Source organism: Flavobacterium nitratireducens, from assembly GCF_029625335.1.
In the GTDB taxonomy this organism is placed as follows: Bacteria; Bacteroidota; Bacteroidia; order Flavobacteriales; family Flavobacteriaceae; genus Flavobacterium; species Flavobacterium nitratireducens.
In genome coordinates this window covers 1,400,397-1,414,290 of record NZ_CP121111.1, presented here as the reverse complement: position 1 = coordinate 1,414,290, position 13,894 = coordinate 1,400,397, and the positions used below count along the sequence as shown (strand labels likewise).

12 protein-coding genes and 2 pseudogenes are annotated in these 13,894 nt (G+C 33.8%); 7 read left to right on the top strand and 7 right to left on the bottom strand.

Going from position 1 to position 13,894, the window contains the following annotated elements; translation table 11 throughout:
• Positions 1–26: 26 nt before the first annotated feature.
• The gene (locus tag P5P90_RS06760) at positions 27–848 is read right to left on the bottom strand and encodes a glycosyltransferase family protein (RefSeq protein WP_278036388.1); all 822 of its coding nucleotides are present in this window, start codon (positions 846–848) and stop codon (positions 27–29) included.
• Positions 849–1,412: 564 nt separating this feature from the next.
• On the opposite strand from P5P90_RS06760, the pseudogene P5P90_RS06755 reads away from it, so the two are divergent.
• The 5 genes and pseudogenes from P5P90_RS06755 to radC all read left to right on the top strand — a co-directional run bounded on the left by P5P90_RS06755 (position 1,413) and on the right by radC (position 7,015).
• Positions 1,413–3,558: pseudogene (locus P5P90_RS06755) on the top strand (S46 family peptidase).
• A 119-nt stretch (positions 3,559–3,677) separates the two neighbouring features.
• Positions 3,678–4,376: a tetratricopeptide repeat protein gene (locus tag P5P90_RS06750; RefSeq protein ID WP_278036387.1), complete on the top strand. Its 699-nt coding sequence runs from the start codon at positions 3,678–3,680 to the stop codon at positions 4,374–4,376.
• Between the two features lie 44 nt (positions 4,377–4,420).
• Positions 4,421–5,775 (top strand): annotated as a pseudogene (locus tag P5P90_RS06745) (UDP-N-acetylmuramate--L-alanine ligase).
• 149 nt (positions 5,776–5,924) lie between these two features.
• Positions 5,925–6,239, top strand: a complete 315-nt coding sequence (locus tag P5P90_RS06740) for a GIY-YIG nuclease family protein (RefSeq protein ID WP_278036386.1) — start codon at positions 5,925–5,927, stop codon at positions 6,237–6,239.
• An 83-nt stretch (positions 6,240–6,322) separates the two neighbouring features.
• A complete protein-coding gene (gene radC / locus P5P90_RS06735; RefSeq protein ID WP_278036385.1) occupies positions 6,323–7,015 on the top strand; it encodes a RadC family protein in 693 nt (230 codons plus the stop codon).
• Positions 7,016–7,055: 40 nt separating this feature from the next.
• On the opposite strand, the gene P5P90_RS06730 is transcribed toward radC, so the two are convergent.
• From P5P90_RS06730 to pxpB, 5 genes are all read right to left on the bottom strand, one after another.
• Positions 7,056–7,193 carry a hypothetical protein gene (locus P5P90_RS06730; protein ID WP_278036384.1) on the bottom strand — a complete coding sequence of 46 codons (138 nt, stop codon included), beginning with the start codon at positions 7,191–7,193 and terminating at the stop codon, positions 7,056–7,058.
• A gap of 69 nt (positions 7,194–7,262) precedes the next feature.
• On the bottom strand, positions 7,263–8,234 hold the full coding sequence (locus P5P90_RS06725; RefSeq protein WP_278036383.1) for an NRAMP family divalent metal transporter: 972 nt from the start codon (positions 8,232–8,234) through the stop codon (positions 7,263–7,265).
• 2 nt (positions 8,235–8,236) lie between these two features.
• A complete protein-coding gene (locus tag P5P90_RS06720; protein WP_278036382.1) occupies positions 8,237–8,983 on the bottom strand; it encodes a LamB/YcsF family protein in 747 nt (248 codons plus the stop codon).
• Positions 8,980–9,957, bottom strand: coding sequence for a 5-oxoprolinase subunit C family protein (locus tag P5P90_RS06715; RefSeq protein WP_278036381.1), 978 nt, complete (start codon positions 9,955–9,957; stop codon positions 8,980–8,982). Before P5P90_RS06715 ends, P5P90_RS06720 begins: the two co-directional genes overlap by 4 nt.
• The gene (gene pxpB / locus P5P90_RS06710) at positions 9,954–10,673 is read right to left on the bottom strand and encodes a 5-oxoprolinase subunit PxpB (protein ID WP_278036380.1); all 720 of its coding nucleotides are present in this window, start codon (positions 10,671–10,673) and stop codon (positions 9,954–9,956) included. Before pxpB ends, P5P90_RS06715 begins: the two co-directional genes overlap by 4 nt.
• A 265-nt stretch (positions 10,674–10,938) precedes the next feature.
• Here pxpB and P5P90_RS06705 point away from each other — a divergent pair, with 265 nt between their 5' ends.
• Positions 10,939–11,625 carry a YjjG family noncanonical pyrimidine nucleotidase gene (locus P5P90_RS06705; protein ID WP_278036488.1) on the top strand — a complete coding sequence of 229 codons (687 nt, stop codon included), beginning with the start codon at positions 10,939–10,941 and terminating at the stop codon, positions 11,623–11,625.
• An 89-nt stretch (positions 11,626–11,714) separates the two neighbouring features.
• Positions 11,715–12,467, top strand: a complete 753-nt coding sequence (locus P5P90_RS06700) for a hypothetical protein (RefSeq protein ID WP_278036379.1) — start codon at positions 11,715–11,717, stop codon at positions 12,465–12,467.
• A 107-nt stretch (positions 12,468–12,574) separates the two neighbouring features.
• On the opposite strand, the gene P5P90_RS06695 is transcribed toward P5P90_RS06700, so the two are convergent.
• On the bottom strand, positions 12,575–13,852 hold the full coding sequence (locus P5P90_RS06695; protein ID WP_278036378.1) for a replication-associated recombination protein A: 1,278 nt from the start codon (positions 13,850–13,852) through the stop codon (positions 12,575–12,577).
• Positions 13,853–13,894 lie beyond the last annotated feature (42 nt).

The window sequence follows — 13,894 nt, the reverse complement described above, 5'->3', positions numbered from 1 at the left end:
TTTTTTTGTTTTTAGAAAGATTGTTTTTACTCCCTATACGTATCAAACATATATTGCAAAGTTTCCGGAATGTTATTGGCTTGCATTTTAGGATAATCAATTGTAAGATTGAGCCATTTTTCAATTATTTCGTTGAAATTTTTCCCTACTTCATATACAACTGGTACTCCCATTTTTTTTAGCGCTGCGGCATTACATTCTTGTTCGTAATGACTTTTAATTGGTATAGAAAGGATTTTTTTACCTAGATACAAGGCTTCGGCAGGTGTTTCAAATCCTCCACCTGTAATAATCCCTTCGCACGAAATTAAACTCTCATTGAATTTCTTTTGATTCACAGGGAAATAAGTAATATTTCCAATAGTATGTTTAAATTCAATACCTTGCAAAAACCAGTGAAAATGTACGTCCGAAACTTTATTAAAGGCTTTTTCTAGACAATCTTTATCAAATGAAGGTAGGTAAACGGTGATGTGTTTTAAATTAGTAGGCGTTGCTTGTACAATTTCATCTTTGATAATCGGAGGAAGAATAAAGGAATCATATTTTTCAAAATGTAACCCTATGTTTTTTGGAGCAGTAGCATAATGTTTTAAAATCATTTCGCCCATTAAACTTTTCTTTTCTGGTCGAGGTGTTGCTTGTGAAATAAAACTAGCCTGATGTCCTAGTTGTACCGAATGTACTTTTTGCATTTTACAAGCCAATGAAGTAATTGAATCAAAGTCGTTAATGATTACATCATATTTTTTTAAAGGCAGTGCATCGGCATCTTTGTAAATTTGGCGCGGACGGATATTTTTGGTTATTTCCCAATAATTTAAACCGCCACATTTGCTATAATGCAAACTACAACCTTTACTTTTATATTGAATGGGTAATTTAATGTCTAAACTCGCATTGCTGCCGCTCAGAAAAAGTCAACTTCACCAAATTTTTGTAGATAAGGATACAATTGGGTAGCTCTACTGATGTGTCCGTTTCCAGTGGCTTGAATGGCGTAAAATATTTTCACTTTTTAGATATTTTATAGAAAAGTATCTTCATTTAGAAAATTTGATGATAGACTTTTTCTTATTATTTTTTTACAAAAATATAGGGATAATGTTATGGTAATGTTTGTTTTATGTTATTAATTATCATAGAATAGAATATCAATTTTTGAAGATTAAAGTGTTTGTGTCGCTACGTTTTTTGTTAGCAGTATGGTGTTATTTCATTTTGCTAGATTTTGTAGTTTATAAAGTTTTTAATTTTAGGTTAATAAATACGTTGAAATCGCAATTAAAATCTAAAAAAAGAAGGTATTTCGTTCTTATTTAACAGTTAAATTTCGGCTTTCTTTATTCATTTGAAGCTTTGATTTTGCTCTTGAAAATCAATTATATTCGCATTATAAATTCAATTATAAAATGAAAAAAATTATCTTATTCTTAACAACTTGCCTCTTGGCTTTACCTGTTAGAGCCGATGAAGGAATGTGGTTCTTAATGTTTATTGAAAGATTGAACCATAGAGATATGGAAAAAATGGGTTTGCAGCTAACAGCCGAAGAAATCTATAGTATTAATCATCATAGTTTGAAAGATGCGATTGTTCAGTTCAACGGAGGTTGTACAGCCGAAATTGTATCGAATACAGGTTTGTTGCTTACTAATCACCACTGTGGTTATAATGCCATTGCGGAACTGTCTTCACAAGAACAAAACTATTTACGTGATGGATTCTGGGCTAAAGATCGTAGCCAAGAAATGAGAACCGAAATCCTTATATGTTCGTTTTTTTGTAAGAATGGACGATTGTACCAAACGTATTTTATCAAAAGTAAATGATAAAATGACCGAAGCGGAACGCAATGCCATCATTCAAAAAGAAATGAGTTTGATTGAGCGTGAAAATAATGAAAATGGTAAATATGTTGTTTCTGTTCGTCCTTTCTTTCAAGGGAATGAATACTATTATTTTGTATACCAAGATTATACCGACGTTCGTTTAGTGGGTACTCCACCGGAAAGTGTTGGTAAATTTGGAGGAGATACTGACAATTGGGAGTGGCCTCGACAAACTGGCGATTTTTCGATGTTCCGTATTTATGCTGATAAAAATGGAAATCCAGCAGAATATTCTAAAGAGAATGTGCCTTTGCAACCGAAACACCATTTGCCAATTAGTTTAAAAGGAGTTCAGGAAAATGATTTTGCAATGATTTTGGGCTATCCAGGACGTACTAATAGATGGATGCCTGCTGGTGGAATTGAGCAAAATGTAAAGTATGCTTATCCTGCTTGGGTTGAAGGAGCTAAAACAGGGATGGATCAAATGAAGAAATACATGGATAAGGATGTATCGGTTCGTTTGGCTTATGCCGGGAAATATGCACAAACGGCTAACTATTGGAAGAACCGTCAGGGAATGATTGAATCGCTGACGAAAGCTCAAACTGCTAAAATAAAAGCGATCCAAGAAGATAAATTTAACAAATGGGCTAATAAAAAGGCGAACAAAGAAACTTACGGAAATGTAATTTCGGTAATTAATGATTTTTATGCTGCAACTAATTTGAAAGCACGTCATGATAGTTATTTAATGCAAACACTTCGTACATCAACATATGCTGCTGCAACGGCTAATATTGGTACTGGATTAATTCAATATTATAAAGAAAATGAGGCGAAACGAACAGAAATGTTGCCAAAGTTAAAAGCTTTTATAGAATCAACTTACGGAACGATCAATGAAGCCCTAGAAAAAGAAGTGTTAACAGCTCAATTGAATTTATACGCTGCCAAAGCTTCTGAATACGGATTATCGCCAGTAATTGCTAACATGAGTAAAGCCAATAATGGCGATTTTACAAATGATGTTGCTAAGGCGGTTGCTTCAAGTATTTTTACTTCAAAGGCATCTATTGAAGCATTTATGAGTAATCCTGATGCTTCTAAAATTGCAAATGATCCTTTGTTTGTGATTTCAAATGATTTACTAACTAAATACAGAGAGAAATCAGAAAAGCAAATTTTAGCCGAGGATGCTTTCGAAAAAGCTTATCGTAAATTAGTTGAAGGGTTGAGAGTTTCAGGATTAAATACTGTGAAATATCCGGATGCTAATTCTACTTTACGTTTAACTTACGGAAAAGTACGCGCTTTACCAAAAGACCCTCGAAACGATGCTACGATTAACAACTATACTGATATGACTAGTATGGTTAAAAAATACAAAGCAGCTGATGCAGAATTTGATTTGCCTTCTCGTTTATTAGAATTAAATAAAGCTAAAGATTTTGGTCAATATGCAGATAAAGCGGGTTATATGCCGGTAAACTTTTTGACCGATAATGACATAACTGGTGGAAATTCAGGTTCTCCTGTAATGAATGGAAAAGGAGAATTAGTAGGAGTTGCGTTTGACGGAAATATCGAAGCTATGGCAGGAGATGTAATATTTGACAAAAATTTACAACGTACTATTTGTGTAGATATTCGTTATGTACTTTGGATTATAGACAAATACGCTGGTGCCAAAAACATCATTGATGAGTTAACGATCACTAAATAATTGATGGTCATATTTAAATGGAACCCGACAAGTTATAAGTTTGTCGGGTTTCTTTTTTGTTTTAAATAAATTTAGTTTTAAAAAGTTAATTGCCATTTATATTTCCTTATTTTTGAAACATGAAAAGAATTTGGTTACTTTTTTTGGTGGTTCCTCTTATGGTTTTTTCTCAATCTGATTTTGAGAGAGCTCAACAATTGTTTAAAGAAGGAAAATGGGAGCCTTCTAAAGTTCTTTTTGAAAAAATAGTACAAACCAATCCTTCTAATGTTAAGGTTTTGGAATATTTAGGGGATATTGCTGGCTATCAAAAATCATGGGACGACGCCTTACAGTATTATGGTAAGTTAAAACGAATAAAGCCCAATGATGCTGATTATTGTTTTAAATACGGTGGTGCTTTAGGAATGAAGGCGCTCGAAGTCAATAAATTCAAAGCCTTGGGGATGATTGATGAGGTTCGGTCTAATTTTGAAAAGGCGATACAACTAAATCCCAAACACATTGAAGCTAGGTGGGCATTAATAGAATTAAACTTAAAGTTGCCAGGTATTTTGGGTGGAAGCGAAAAAAAAGCAATTCAATATTCCAATGAATTAATGCAAATTTCTCCTGTTGATGGTTATTTGTCAAGAGGTCATATTGAGGAACATTTTAATCGATATTCTAAGGCAGAACAACAATACAAAAAAGCTATTTCAATAGGGAATTCTAAAAAGACTTATCAAAAACTGGCTAATTTATATGCCAATAAAATGAAATCTCCTGATAAGGCAAAATCGATTTTGGATGAATATAAAAAGAGATACGATAATTAAATTTAAAAATACAATTTACGCTTAAGCGAATATCAATTATTCATATGAAAACACATTTTATAGCTATTGGTGGAAGTGCTATGCACAATTTGGCCTTAGCCTTACATAATAAAGGATATCAGGTTACAGGTAGTGATGATGCTATCTTTGAGCCGTCTAAATCACGTTTGGAAAAAAAGGAATTCTGCCAGCCGAACTAGGGTGGTTTCCAGAAAAAATTACTGCCGATATTGATGCAATTATTTTAGGGATGCATGCTAAAGCGGATAATCCTGAATTGTTGAAAGCACAGGAATTGGGTTTGAAAATCTATTCGTATCCAGAATTTTTATACGAACAATCTAAAAATAAAACCCGCGTAGTAATTGGAGGTTCACACGGAAAAACAACAATTACTTCTATGATTTTACACGTAATGCATTATCATGGAATTGAAGTAGATTATATGGTGGGTGCGCAATTGGAAGGTTTTGATACGATGGTTCATCTCACCGAAGAAAATGATTTTATGGTTTTGGAAGGAGACGAGTACTTGTCCTCGCCAATTGACAGAAGACCAAAGTTTCATTTGTACCAACCCAATATTGCTTTGATTTCGGGAATTGCCTGGGATCATATCAATGTATTCCCTACTTATGAAAACTATGTAGAACAGTTTGAGATTTTTATAAGCAAAATTACCAATGGTGGAATTTTAGTGTACAATGAAAATGATCCAGAAGTAAAGCGTGTGGCAGAAGCAGCGACAAGTCCTATTCGAAAATTAGCCTATCATACGCCTGAATACAGTGTAAGCGATGGTGTAACTCTATTGGAAACACCAGAAGGAGCAATGCCTATTGAAGTTTTTGGAGCGCATAATTTGAATAATTTGGCTGGTGCCAAATGGATTTGCCAAAATATGGGGGTTGATGAAGCCGATTTTTATGAAGCTATAGCAAGTTTTAAAGGGGCTTCTAAACGTTTAGAAAAAATTGCCGAAGGAAAAGGGAAAGTTGCTTATAAAGATTTTGCCCATTCGCCAAGTAAGGTAGCAGCAACAACTAAAGCAGTAAAAGAGCAATATCCAAACAGAACTTTAGTGGCATGTTTAGAATTGCATACTTACAGTAGCTTGAATGCTGAGTTTTTAATAGAATATGAAGGGGCTTTGGATAATGCCGATGTGGCTGTGGTTTTCTATTCGCCAGATGCAGTAAAAATTAAGCAATTGGAAGAAGTGACTTATGACCAAATCGCTAAAGCATTCAATCGTCAGGATTTAATAATTTATACGAATCCAAAAGAATTTAAAGATTATTTATTCAATATGAATTTAGACAATTCAGCTTTGTTATTGATGAGTTCCGGAAATTACGGAGGTTTGAATTTTGATGAGGTGAAAGGATTGATTCAATAAGCCTTTCGATTGTTTTTTGGGAATACTCATTTTTAAGCAGAGATTCCTACGGAATGACAAACTGGACGGTTATAGTTTGTGTAAAAAAAAACACCCACAATCTTGTCATTCCGTAGGAATCTCTTTTTTTATTTTAATAGTTGAATGTTATGATTGAGTACACCGAAGGAATTTATACTTATTACGTTTATATTTTAACTAATAAAAACAGAACAGTTTTATATACTGGTGTTACTAATAATTTAAAATTAAGACTTAAGCAACATGAAACTAAGTTAAATCCAAATAGTTTTACAGCTAAATACAATGCTCATTTTTTAATTTATTTTGAAAAATTCAGTTGGATTCAATTAGCTATTGGACGAGAAAAAGAAATAAAGAATCTTTCCAGAGAAAAGAAATTAAATTTGATTAAAGAAATAAATCCAAACTTAGAGTTTTGGAATAATCATTTTGAATTATAGATTCCTACGGAATGACAAGATTGTGCGTAAAGGTTTTAGTGTTATATTTACAAAATAAGATTATATAAACTAAATCTTTTACTATGGAAAACAGTCATTTCCCCATTAGAAATTGGTCTGAAGATGATAAGCCGAGAGAAAAATTAATGCTCAAAGGTAAGAGTGCTTTAAGTGATGCCGAATTAATTGCGATTTTGATTGGCTCAGGAAGCAGGAACGAATCGGCTGTGGATTTAAGCAAAAGGATTTTATCCAGTGTAGCCAATAATTTGAATGCTTTAGGAAAATTATCGATGTCTCAGTTGTTGAATTTCAAAGGAATAGGCGAGGCCAAAGCCATTTCAATTATGGCTGCTATGGAACTCGGAAGAAGGAGAAGGGCAGAGGAAGCCGTCGAATTGACTAAAATTACTTCCAGCAAATCAGTATTTGAAATGATGCAGCCTATAATTGGCGAATTGCCACACGAAGAATTTTGGATTTTATATTTGAATAATTCTAATAAAGTAATTTCAAAAGCGCAGTTGAGTGTAGGTGGAATTACCGGAACCCTAGTTGATGTCCGATTGGTTTTTAAAATGGCACTGGAAAAAGGAGCCACGGCTTTGATTTTGTGTCATAATCATCCATCAGGAACTTTGATTCCTAGTGATGCCGATAAACAAATTACTAAGAAGTTAAAAATGGCTGGTGATAGTTTAGAAATAAAAGTATTGGATCATTTGATTGTAACTGAGACAAAATATTTTAGTTTTGTAGATGAAGGCATGTTTTAAACGCTCAAACAATTATGAATTAGTGGAGCGTTTTTTATTTTTAAGCTAATTGTTCAATCAAAGTAGTTATGCTCATATAACTCATGATTGCAACTACAAACCAGCCTGTAATGGTGAGCCACAAAGGGTGTTTGTATTCTCCAAAAATGCTTTTCTTTTTCACTGCTAAAAGCATCAATCCTAATGAAATTGGGAGAATAAATCCATTAATAGTTCCTGCCCAAATTAAGATAACAATCGGTTTGCCCTACAACACAAAAATGAAGGTAGATATCAAAATGAACACCACAATATGAATATTACTTTTCTTTTCCAATGAAGGTTTTAAGGTTTTGAAAAAAGAAATAGAAGTATACGCTGAACCTACAACTGATGTAATTGATGCCGCCCAAATAACCAATCCGAAAATTTTATAACCAATTTTTCCGGCTGCAAATTCATATACCGAAGCGGCAGGATTGTCAGCGCTAAGCGAAGCACCTTTTATAATCACACCTAATGCAGCAAGGAAAAGCATTACTCGCATTACCGACGCTAATAAGATAGCGGTTACGGAACTTCTGCTTACTTCTTTTTGATTGTCAATCCCCGTAATACCTGAATCTAATAATCGGTGCGCTCCTGCAAAAGTAATATAACCACCCACTGTACCACCCACGAGTGTTACAATAGCGGTCCAACTCAATTTTTCAGGAAATACAGAACGAATAATGACTTCTTTGATAGGTGGATTTGTAATGAAGGCAATGTAGCAAGTAATTCCAATCATGGTAATTCCCAGTATTTTTACAAACCAATCCATAGCTTTTGAAGCTTCTTTCATCAGGAAAATAAAAACGGCTATTAAAGCACTTATGGCGGCTCCTTGTTGAACGCTAATGCCAAAAAGAACATTCACTCCCAATCCTGCTCCGGCAATGTTTCCAATGTTAAAGGCTAATCCTCCTAGTACCACTAAAAGCGTCAGGAAATGTCCCGTACCTGATTGCATTTCATTAGCAATTACAGATACTTTTTTACCGCTAACGGTTATAATTCTCCAAACGTTTAATTGAGAGAAAATATCAATGAGTACGGAAATCAAAATAATAGCCCCACAACTCGCTAAAAATTCTTTGGTATAATTAGTGGTTTGTGTTAAAAAGCCTGGACCAATCGCTGATGTAGCCATTAGGAAAGCCGCACCTAGTAATGCTTTTTTATCAAATGTTTTTTTCATACTTATCGTAATGGTTTAATTTGGATGTTGTTTTGAGTCAGTTTATCATGTAGTGATTTAGCAAAGAGCACCGCATGTTTTCCATCGCCATGTATGCAAATGGTTTCGGCTAGCAAAGGAATTTGGTTACCTATAACACTTGTTACCGTTTCGGTTTGTATGATTTGAAGTACTTGTTCGATAGCTTCCGTTTCCGTTTCTATTAGTGCATTAGAATTAGTTCTTGGTGTCAGAGTTCCGTCGTTTTGGTAAGTTCGGTCGGCAAATGCTTCTCCGATAAAATGAATCCCCGATTTGTTACTTGCTTTTTCCATTTCAGAATTTGGTAAACCAAAAAAACTTAATTGAGCATCTATTTCTTTTACAGATTGGGTAAGCGTGTAAGCTAGTTCAAAATCTTTTGCGGCCATATTATACAAAGCCCCATGAGGTTTTACATGTTGTAACTTTGTTCCAAAACTGGCTGCAATATTCGAGATAGTATGAATTTGGTCCAGCATTATTTTGTGTAGCTCTTCGGAAGGAAGATTCATATTGGTTCTTCCAAAATTGGCTCTGTCGGGAAAAGAAGGATGCGCGCCAATCGCAATACCATATTCCAAGCAAAGTTCAATAGTTTTTTTCATAGTATTTTCATCACCGGCATGGTAACCGCAGGCAATATTGGCGGAACTGATAAAAGGAAGTAGCTCTTTTTCGTTGCCTATTCCTTCGCCTAAATCACAATTGATATCGATATAGTTTTTCATGAAAAATGTTGCTGAATAAGGGTTTCTAAAAGTTTAATTTGTTGGTTTTGTTTTTCTAGTAATTTTTCGGCTTCCGCCAAAGAAACAATCGAAAAGAAAATAGATTCACTAGGTTTTAATTGGGCACATTTAGAAATATCAGTTGTGATAATATGTGCAATTTTTGGATAACCTCCTACGGTTTGACAATCAGGCATCAAAGCAATCAATTGACCATCGGGAAGTAATTGAATGGTTCCTTTGGCTACGGCCGAAGAAATCATCTCAATATTTTCTTTTGTTTCTAAAGCTGTTCCGTCAAGGCGATAACCCATTCGATTGGAATTATTAGAAATGGAGAATGGTTTCTTAATTAAAGTTTGTTGTGATTTATTGGTAAGTAAATCAAAATCAACTCCTGTTGTAACTCTAATTTCATTTGAAATGGGCAAGGTAAAAGCCGCTCCGTTAATTTTGAAGTACGCTCCTTGTTTTAAACTTTGTATAATATTTTGAGCAATTGGACTTGGTTCTTTCAAAATACTTAGATTGTCTCCTTTTTGAATAGCACGTCCCTGAAAACCTCCTTTTTTTGTTGCAAAATGAGTCGCATAACTGTTTAGGAATTCATCGGCTCGAAATCCACCGGCTATTGCCATATAAAGCCGAAATCCAGCGCTTGGTTTTTTAATTTCCAATAAAGAACCCGCTTTGATAAAATGGGGTTGGTTCAATGGAATTTCGTTTCCATTCACCTTTGGAATTAGTCCGCCACCCGAGAAACTAATTAAAGCTTCTTTTTCAAATAAAAATTGGTGTGGTGATTGGACGATTTCTAAAACAGGAGTCCCAGTTTCATTTCCTACCAAAACATTAGCGATGGAAGTAGAATATTGACACAAACTTCCCCCCACAGCAATCCCGAAAGACTGGGAGCCCCAACGACCTAAATCCTGAATGCTGGTTTGGATACCGGATTGTAATACTTGTATCATGGCTTGTAATTTTCAAATTCTTCTACACTAATGGGAACGAACTTTACTTGATTTCCAGCTTGTAATAGGAAAGGATTTGAACGTTCTTTATCAAAAATTTTTAATGGAGTCTGACCAACAATATTCCAGCCACCTGGACTTTCTATCGGGTAAATTCCGGTTTGATTTCCACCAATAGCGACCGCACCAGCTGGCATTTTCAGTCGCGGTTGTTTTTTTCTAGGAGTAGCTAACGATTCCGGAAGGATTCCCAAGTATGGAAAACCGGGTAAAAATCCAACCATAAAAACAGTATAGATAGTTGCAGTATGTTGTTCTATAATTTTGGTAACAGTGGTGTTGTGATACAAAGCTACTTCTTCTAAATCTAATCCATATTTTGTGTCATAACATACTGGGATTTCAAGTAATTTTGATGTTGTGTTTTCTTGAATTTCAGGATTCCAATGACTAATAATTTCTTGAATATGTCCACTCAAATTTTCAGAAACACTTTTTGGCGATTTAGGAAAATGTTTTTTTAAAGTAAATGGGTCAAAATAGATTGTTAGTGTACAATAACAGGGAACTAATTCTATAATTCCGGGTAATGCCAAGGATTTTATTCGCTTTTGTAAAGCAATTACTTTTTGGTAAATGGCTAAGTCTATCGTTTTACCTAATTCGATAGTTAAGGATTGTTCACCCAAAGAATATATTTGAAATTCCTGATTCAAAATGCAAATAGGTTTTCAACAAATATAAGTTTTTTAAAATACTTCATTTCGTGAATTGTTAATTTACCTTCACAATATTGTGTACGGATTTGGATTTGGTATATTTGATTACTTATTGCTATGATGAAGTCTAAGAACGAGTTTTAATAAGTTAAAAAAATTGATGAACTGAAAAGAAGTGGTGTTTTTTGCTTATAAATTAATACAAGGAAGTTATTTAGAGTGAAAAAATGGTTAAAATAGATTTTATTGGGAGTAAAACATGATAAATTTGGATATTAAAGATGTGTTTTTTGATTTAGATCATACGCTTTGGGATTTTGATAAAAATTCAAAAATTACTTTTGAAACTATTTTTAGCAGGAATCATCCGGAAGTACAAATTGAAGATTTTATAAAACAATACCTTCCAATTAATCAATCCTGCTGGAAACTGTATCAATACGATAAAATAACGCATCAACAATTGCGCTATGATCGATTGAAATTGTCTTTTGATGCAATTGGTTATTCAATTTCAGACAATGATATAGAGTTGATTTCTCAGGAATATATTGATTTGTTGACCGATAATAACCATCTTTTTGATGGTGCGTATGAAATTTTGGATTATTTAAATGGGAAATATAAGCTTCATGTCATAACTAATGGTTTTGCACATGTTCAACAAAAGAAGCTCAAAAACGCTAATTTGATTAACTATTTTTCTACGATTACTAATTCGGAAATGGCAGGGGGTAAAAAGCCTAATCCTATTATTTTTGAATACGCTCTGAATTTGGCGAAAGCCAAAAAAGAATCCAGTATTATGATAGGGGATTCTATAGAAGCAGATGTATTTGGAGCTTTGGATGCCGGGATTGATGCGATATATTTCAATGAAAATAAGGAAGCTGTAAACAGCAACATCAAACAAGTAAATCATTTATTAGAACTTAAAAAGTATTTGTAAAAAAATAAAAATTTTTAAAGAAGCTTTACAAGCAACTTTTTTAGAAATCACACTCTATAATACAACCAATATATTCAAATTAAATTAATATGAAAAAACAGTTTTTATTACTTTTATTACTAGTATCTAGTTTCGGAATAGCACAGTCTATAAACGATTATAAAGCAGTAGTTGTTCCTTTGAAATTTGATTTCTTGAAATCAGAAAACCAATATCGATTGTCTACTTTGTCAAAATTTAATTTGGAAAAAGTAGGTTTTGAAGTTTATTATTCAAACGAAATAATTCCACAGCAAATCAATAGATGTGCAGTATTAAATTATAATATTGAAAAACAAAATGGTTTTTTAGTTACAAAATTGTTCTTGACTTTCAAGGATTGTTACGGTAAAATTGTTTATCAATCTGAAATAGGATCAAGTAGAGAAAAAGAATATCAGGTAGCCTATCATGAGGCATTGAATAAAGCTTTTGAGTCCGTTTATGCGCTAGAATATAAATATAACGGAGGTGCAAACGTTGCAACAGAACAAAAAAGCGAAATGGTAAAAGAGCCTGCAGCTGTTAAGATTGAAAATACTGTTCAGTCTAATGTTGAGACAAAAGTTGTATTGGATCCAAATGAAGTACTTTTTGCTCAACCATTAGCAGGAGGAAACTATCAGTTGATTGATAGTAAACCATCAGTGATAATGAAAATTTATAAAACTTCTGATGCTAATTCATTTTTAGCTCAAAAAGGAAATCAGCAAGGTGTTTTAGTTAAAAAAGACAACCAATGGTTTTTTGAATATTATCAAAATGATCAATTAGTTTCTGAAAAAGTAAACGTTAAGTTTTAGTCCAGATTTCAGATTTCAGATTTCAGATTTCAGATTTCAGATTAAGAATGTTAATCATCTAATCTGAAATCTGTTTTTGTTATATATCTACTTCTAATTTCTAACTTCTAATATCCATATTTGTCTTTCCAGCGATTTTTAAGAAATTCTCTGGTTGTTTTTTCTCTGGCATTTTCTCCAGGGACATAAATAGGGGTGTTTTTTATTTCTTCAGGTAAGTATTCCTGTTCGGCAAAATTATTAGCATAATCATGCGAATATTTATACTCTTCACCATAACCCAATTCTTTCATCAGTTTAGTAGGTGCATTTCGTAAATGAATAGGTACTGATAAATCCCCTGTTTGTTTTACAATTTGCTGCGCTGTATTGATAGCCATGTAAGAGGCATTACTTTTAGGCGAAGTGGCTAAATAAATAGCACATTGACTCAATAGAATTCTACTTTCTGGATAACCAATAGTGGTAACTGCCTGAAAAGTATTATTCGCCATAATTAAAGCTGTAGGATTGGCATTCCCAATATCTTCACTGGCCGAAATCAATAATCGTCTGGCAATGAATTTTACATCTTCGCCACCTTCAATCATTCGAGCTAACCAATAAACGGCTCCATTAGGGTCGCTGCCACGTATGGATTTAATGAAAGCCGAAATAATGTCATAATGTTGTTCGCCAGTTTTGTCATAAAGTACCGTATTTTGCTGAACTAATTCTAAAACGCGATTATTTGTTATGATGATTTCATCCCCTGCAGAAGCGTTAATCACTAATTCGAATATATTTAATAGTTTACGGCCATCACCTCCTGAAAGACGTAATAAAGCTTCAGTTTCTTTGAGTTGGATGTCTTTGTTTTTTAAATAGACATCGGTTTTCATAGCGCGCTCCAAAAGCGAAATCAAATCGGCTTTTGTAAATGCATTTAAAACATAAACTTGGCAACGGGATAAAAGTGCAGGGATTACCTCAAAACTTGGATTTTCGGTTGTTGCACCTACGAGTGTAATCCATCCTTTTTCAACGGCAGCTAGCAAAGAATCTTGTTGCGATTTACTGAAACGATGAATCTCATCAATAAACAAAATAGGGTTTTTAGCAGTGAAAAGTCCGCCACTTTGTTTGGCCTTGTCAATCACTTCACGAATGTCTTTTACCCCCGAATTAATAGCGCTTAATACAAAAAAAGGGCGTTGCGATTCCTGAGCAATAATTTGTGCCAAGGTGGTTTTTCCTGTTCCCGGAGGTCCCCAGAAAATTAAGGATGGGATAATTCCTTTTGCAATTTGTTGGGTCAAAGAGCCATTCGGACCAACCAAGTGTAATTGACTGATGTATTCGTCTAATTTTTGCGGGCGTATGCGTTCTGCTAAAGGTGCTTCCATTTTTTTGATCTGAAATCTAAATTCGTTAATCTTCAATCACCA

Coding starts and splice junctions, on each gene's coding strand:
- P5P90_RS06750 (WP_278036387.1), top strand. CDS start 3,678: ATGAAAAGAATTTGGTTACTTTTTTTGGTGGTTCCTCTTATGGTTTTT.
- P5P90_RS06740 (WP_278036386.1), top strand. CDS start 5,925: ATGATTGAGTACACCGAAGGAATTTATACTTATTACGTTTATATTTTA.
- radC (WP_278036385.1), top strand. CDS start 6,323: ATGGAAAACAGTCATTTCCCCATTAGAAATTGGTCTGAAGATGATAAG.
- P5P90_RS06725 (WP_278036383.1), bottom strand. CDS start 8,234: ATGAAAAAAACATTTGATAAAAAAGCATTACTAGGTGCGGCTTTCCTA.
- P5P90_RS06720 (WP_278036382.1), bottom strand. CDS start 8,983: ATGAAAAACTATATCGATATCAATTGTGATTTAGGCGAAGGAATAGGC.
- P5P90_RS06715 (WP_278036381.1), bottom strand. CDS start 9,957: ATGATACAAGTATTACAATCCGGTATCCAAACCAGCATTCAGGATTTA.
- P5P90_RS06700 (WP_278036379.1), top strand. CDS start 11,715: ATGAAAAAACAGTTTTTATTACTTTTATTACTAGTATCTAGTTTCGGA.
- P5P90_RS06695 (WP_278036378.1), bottom strand. CDS start 13,852: ATGGAAGCACCTTTAGCAGAACGCATACGCCCGCAAAAATTAGACGAA.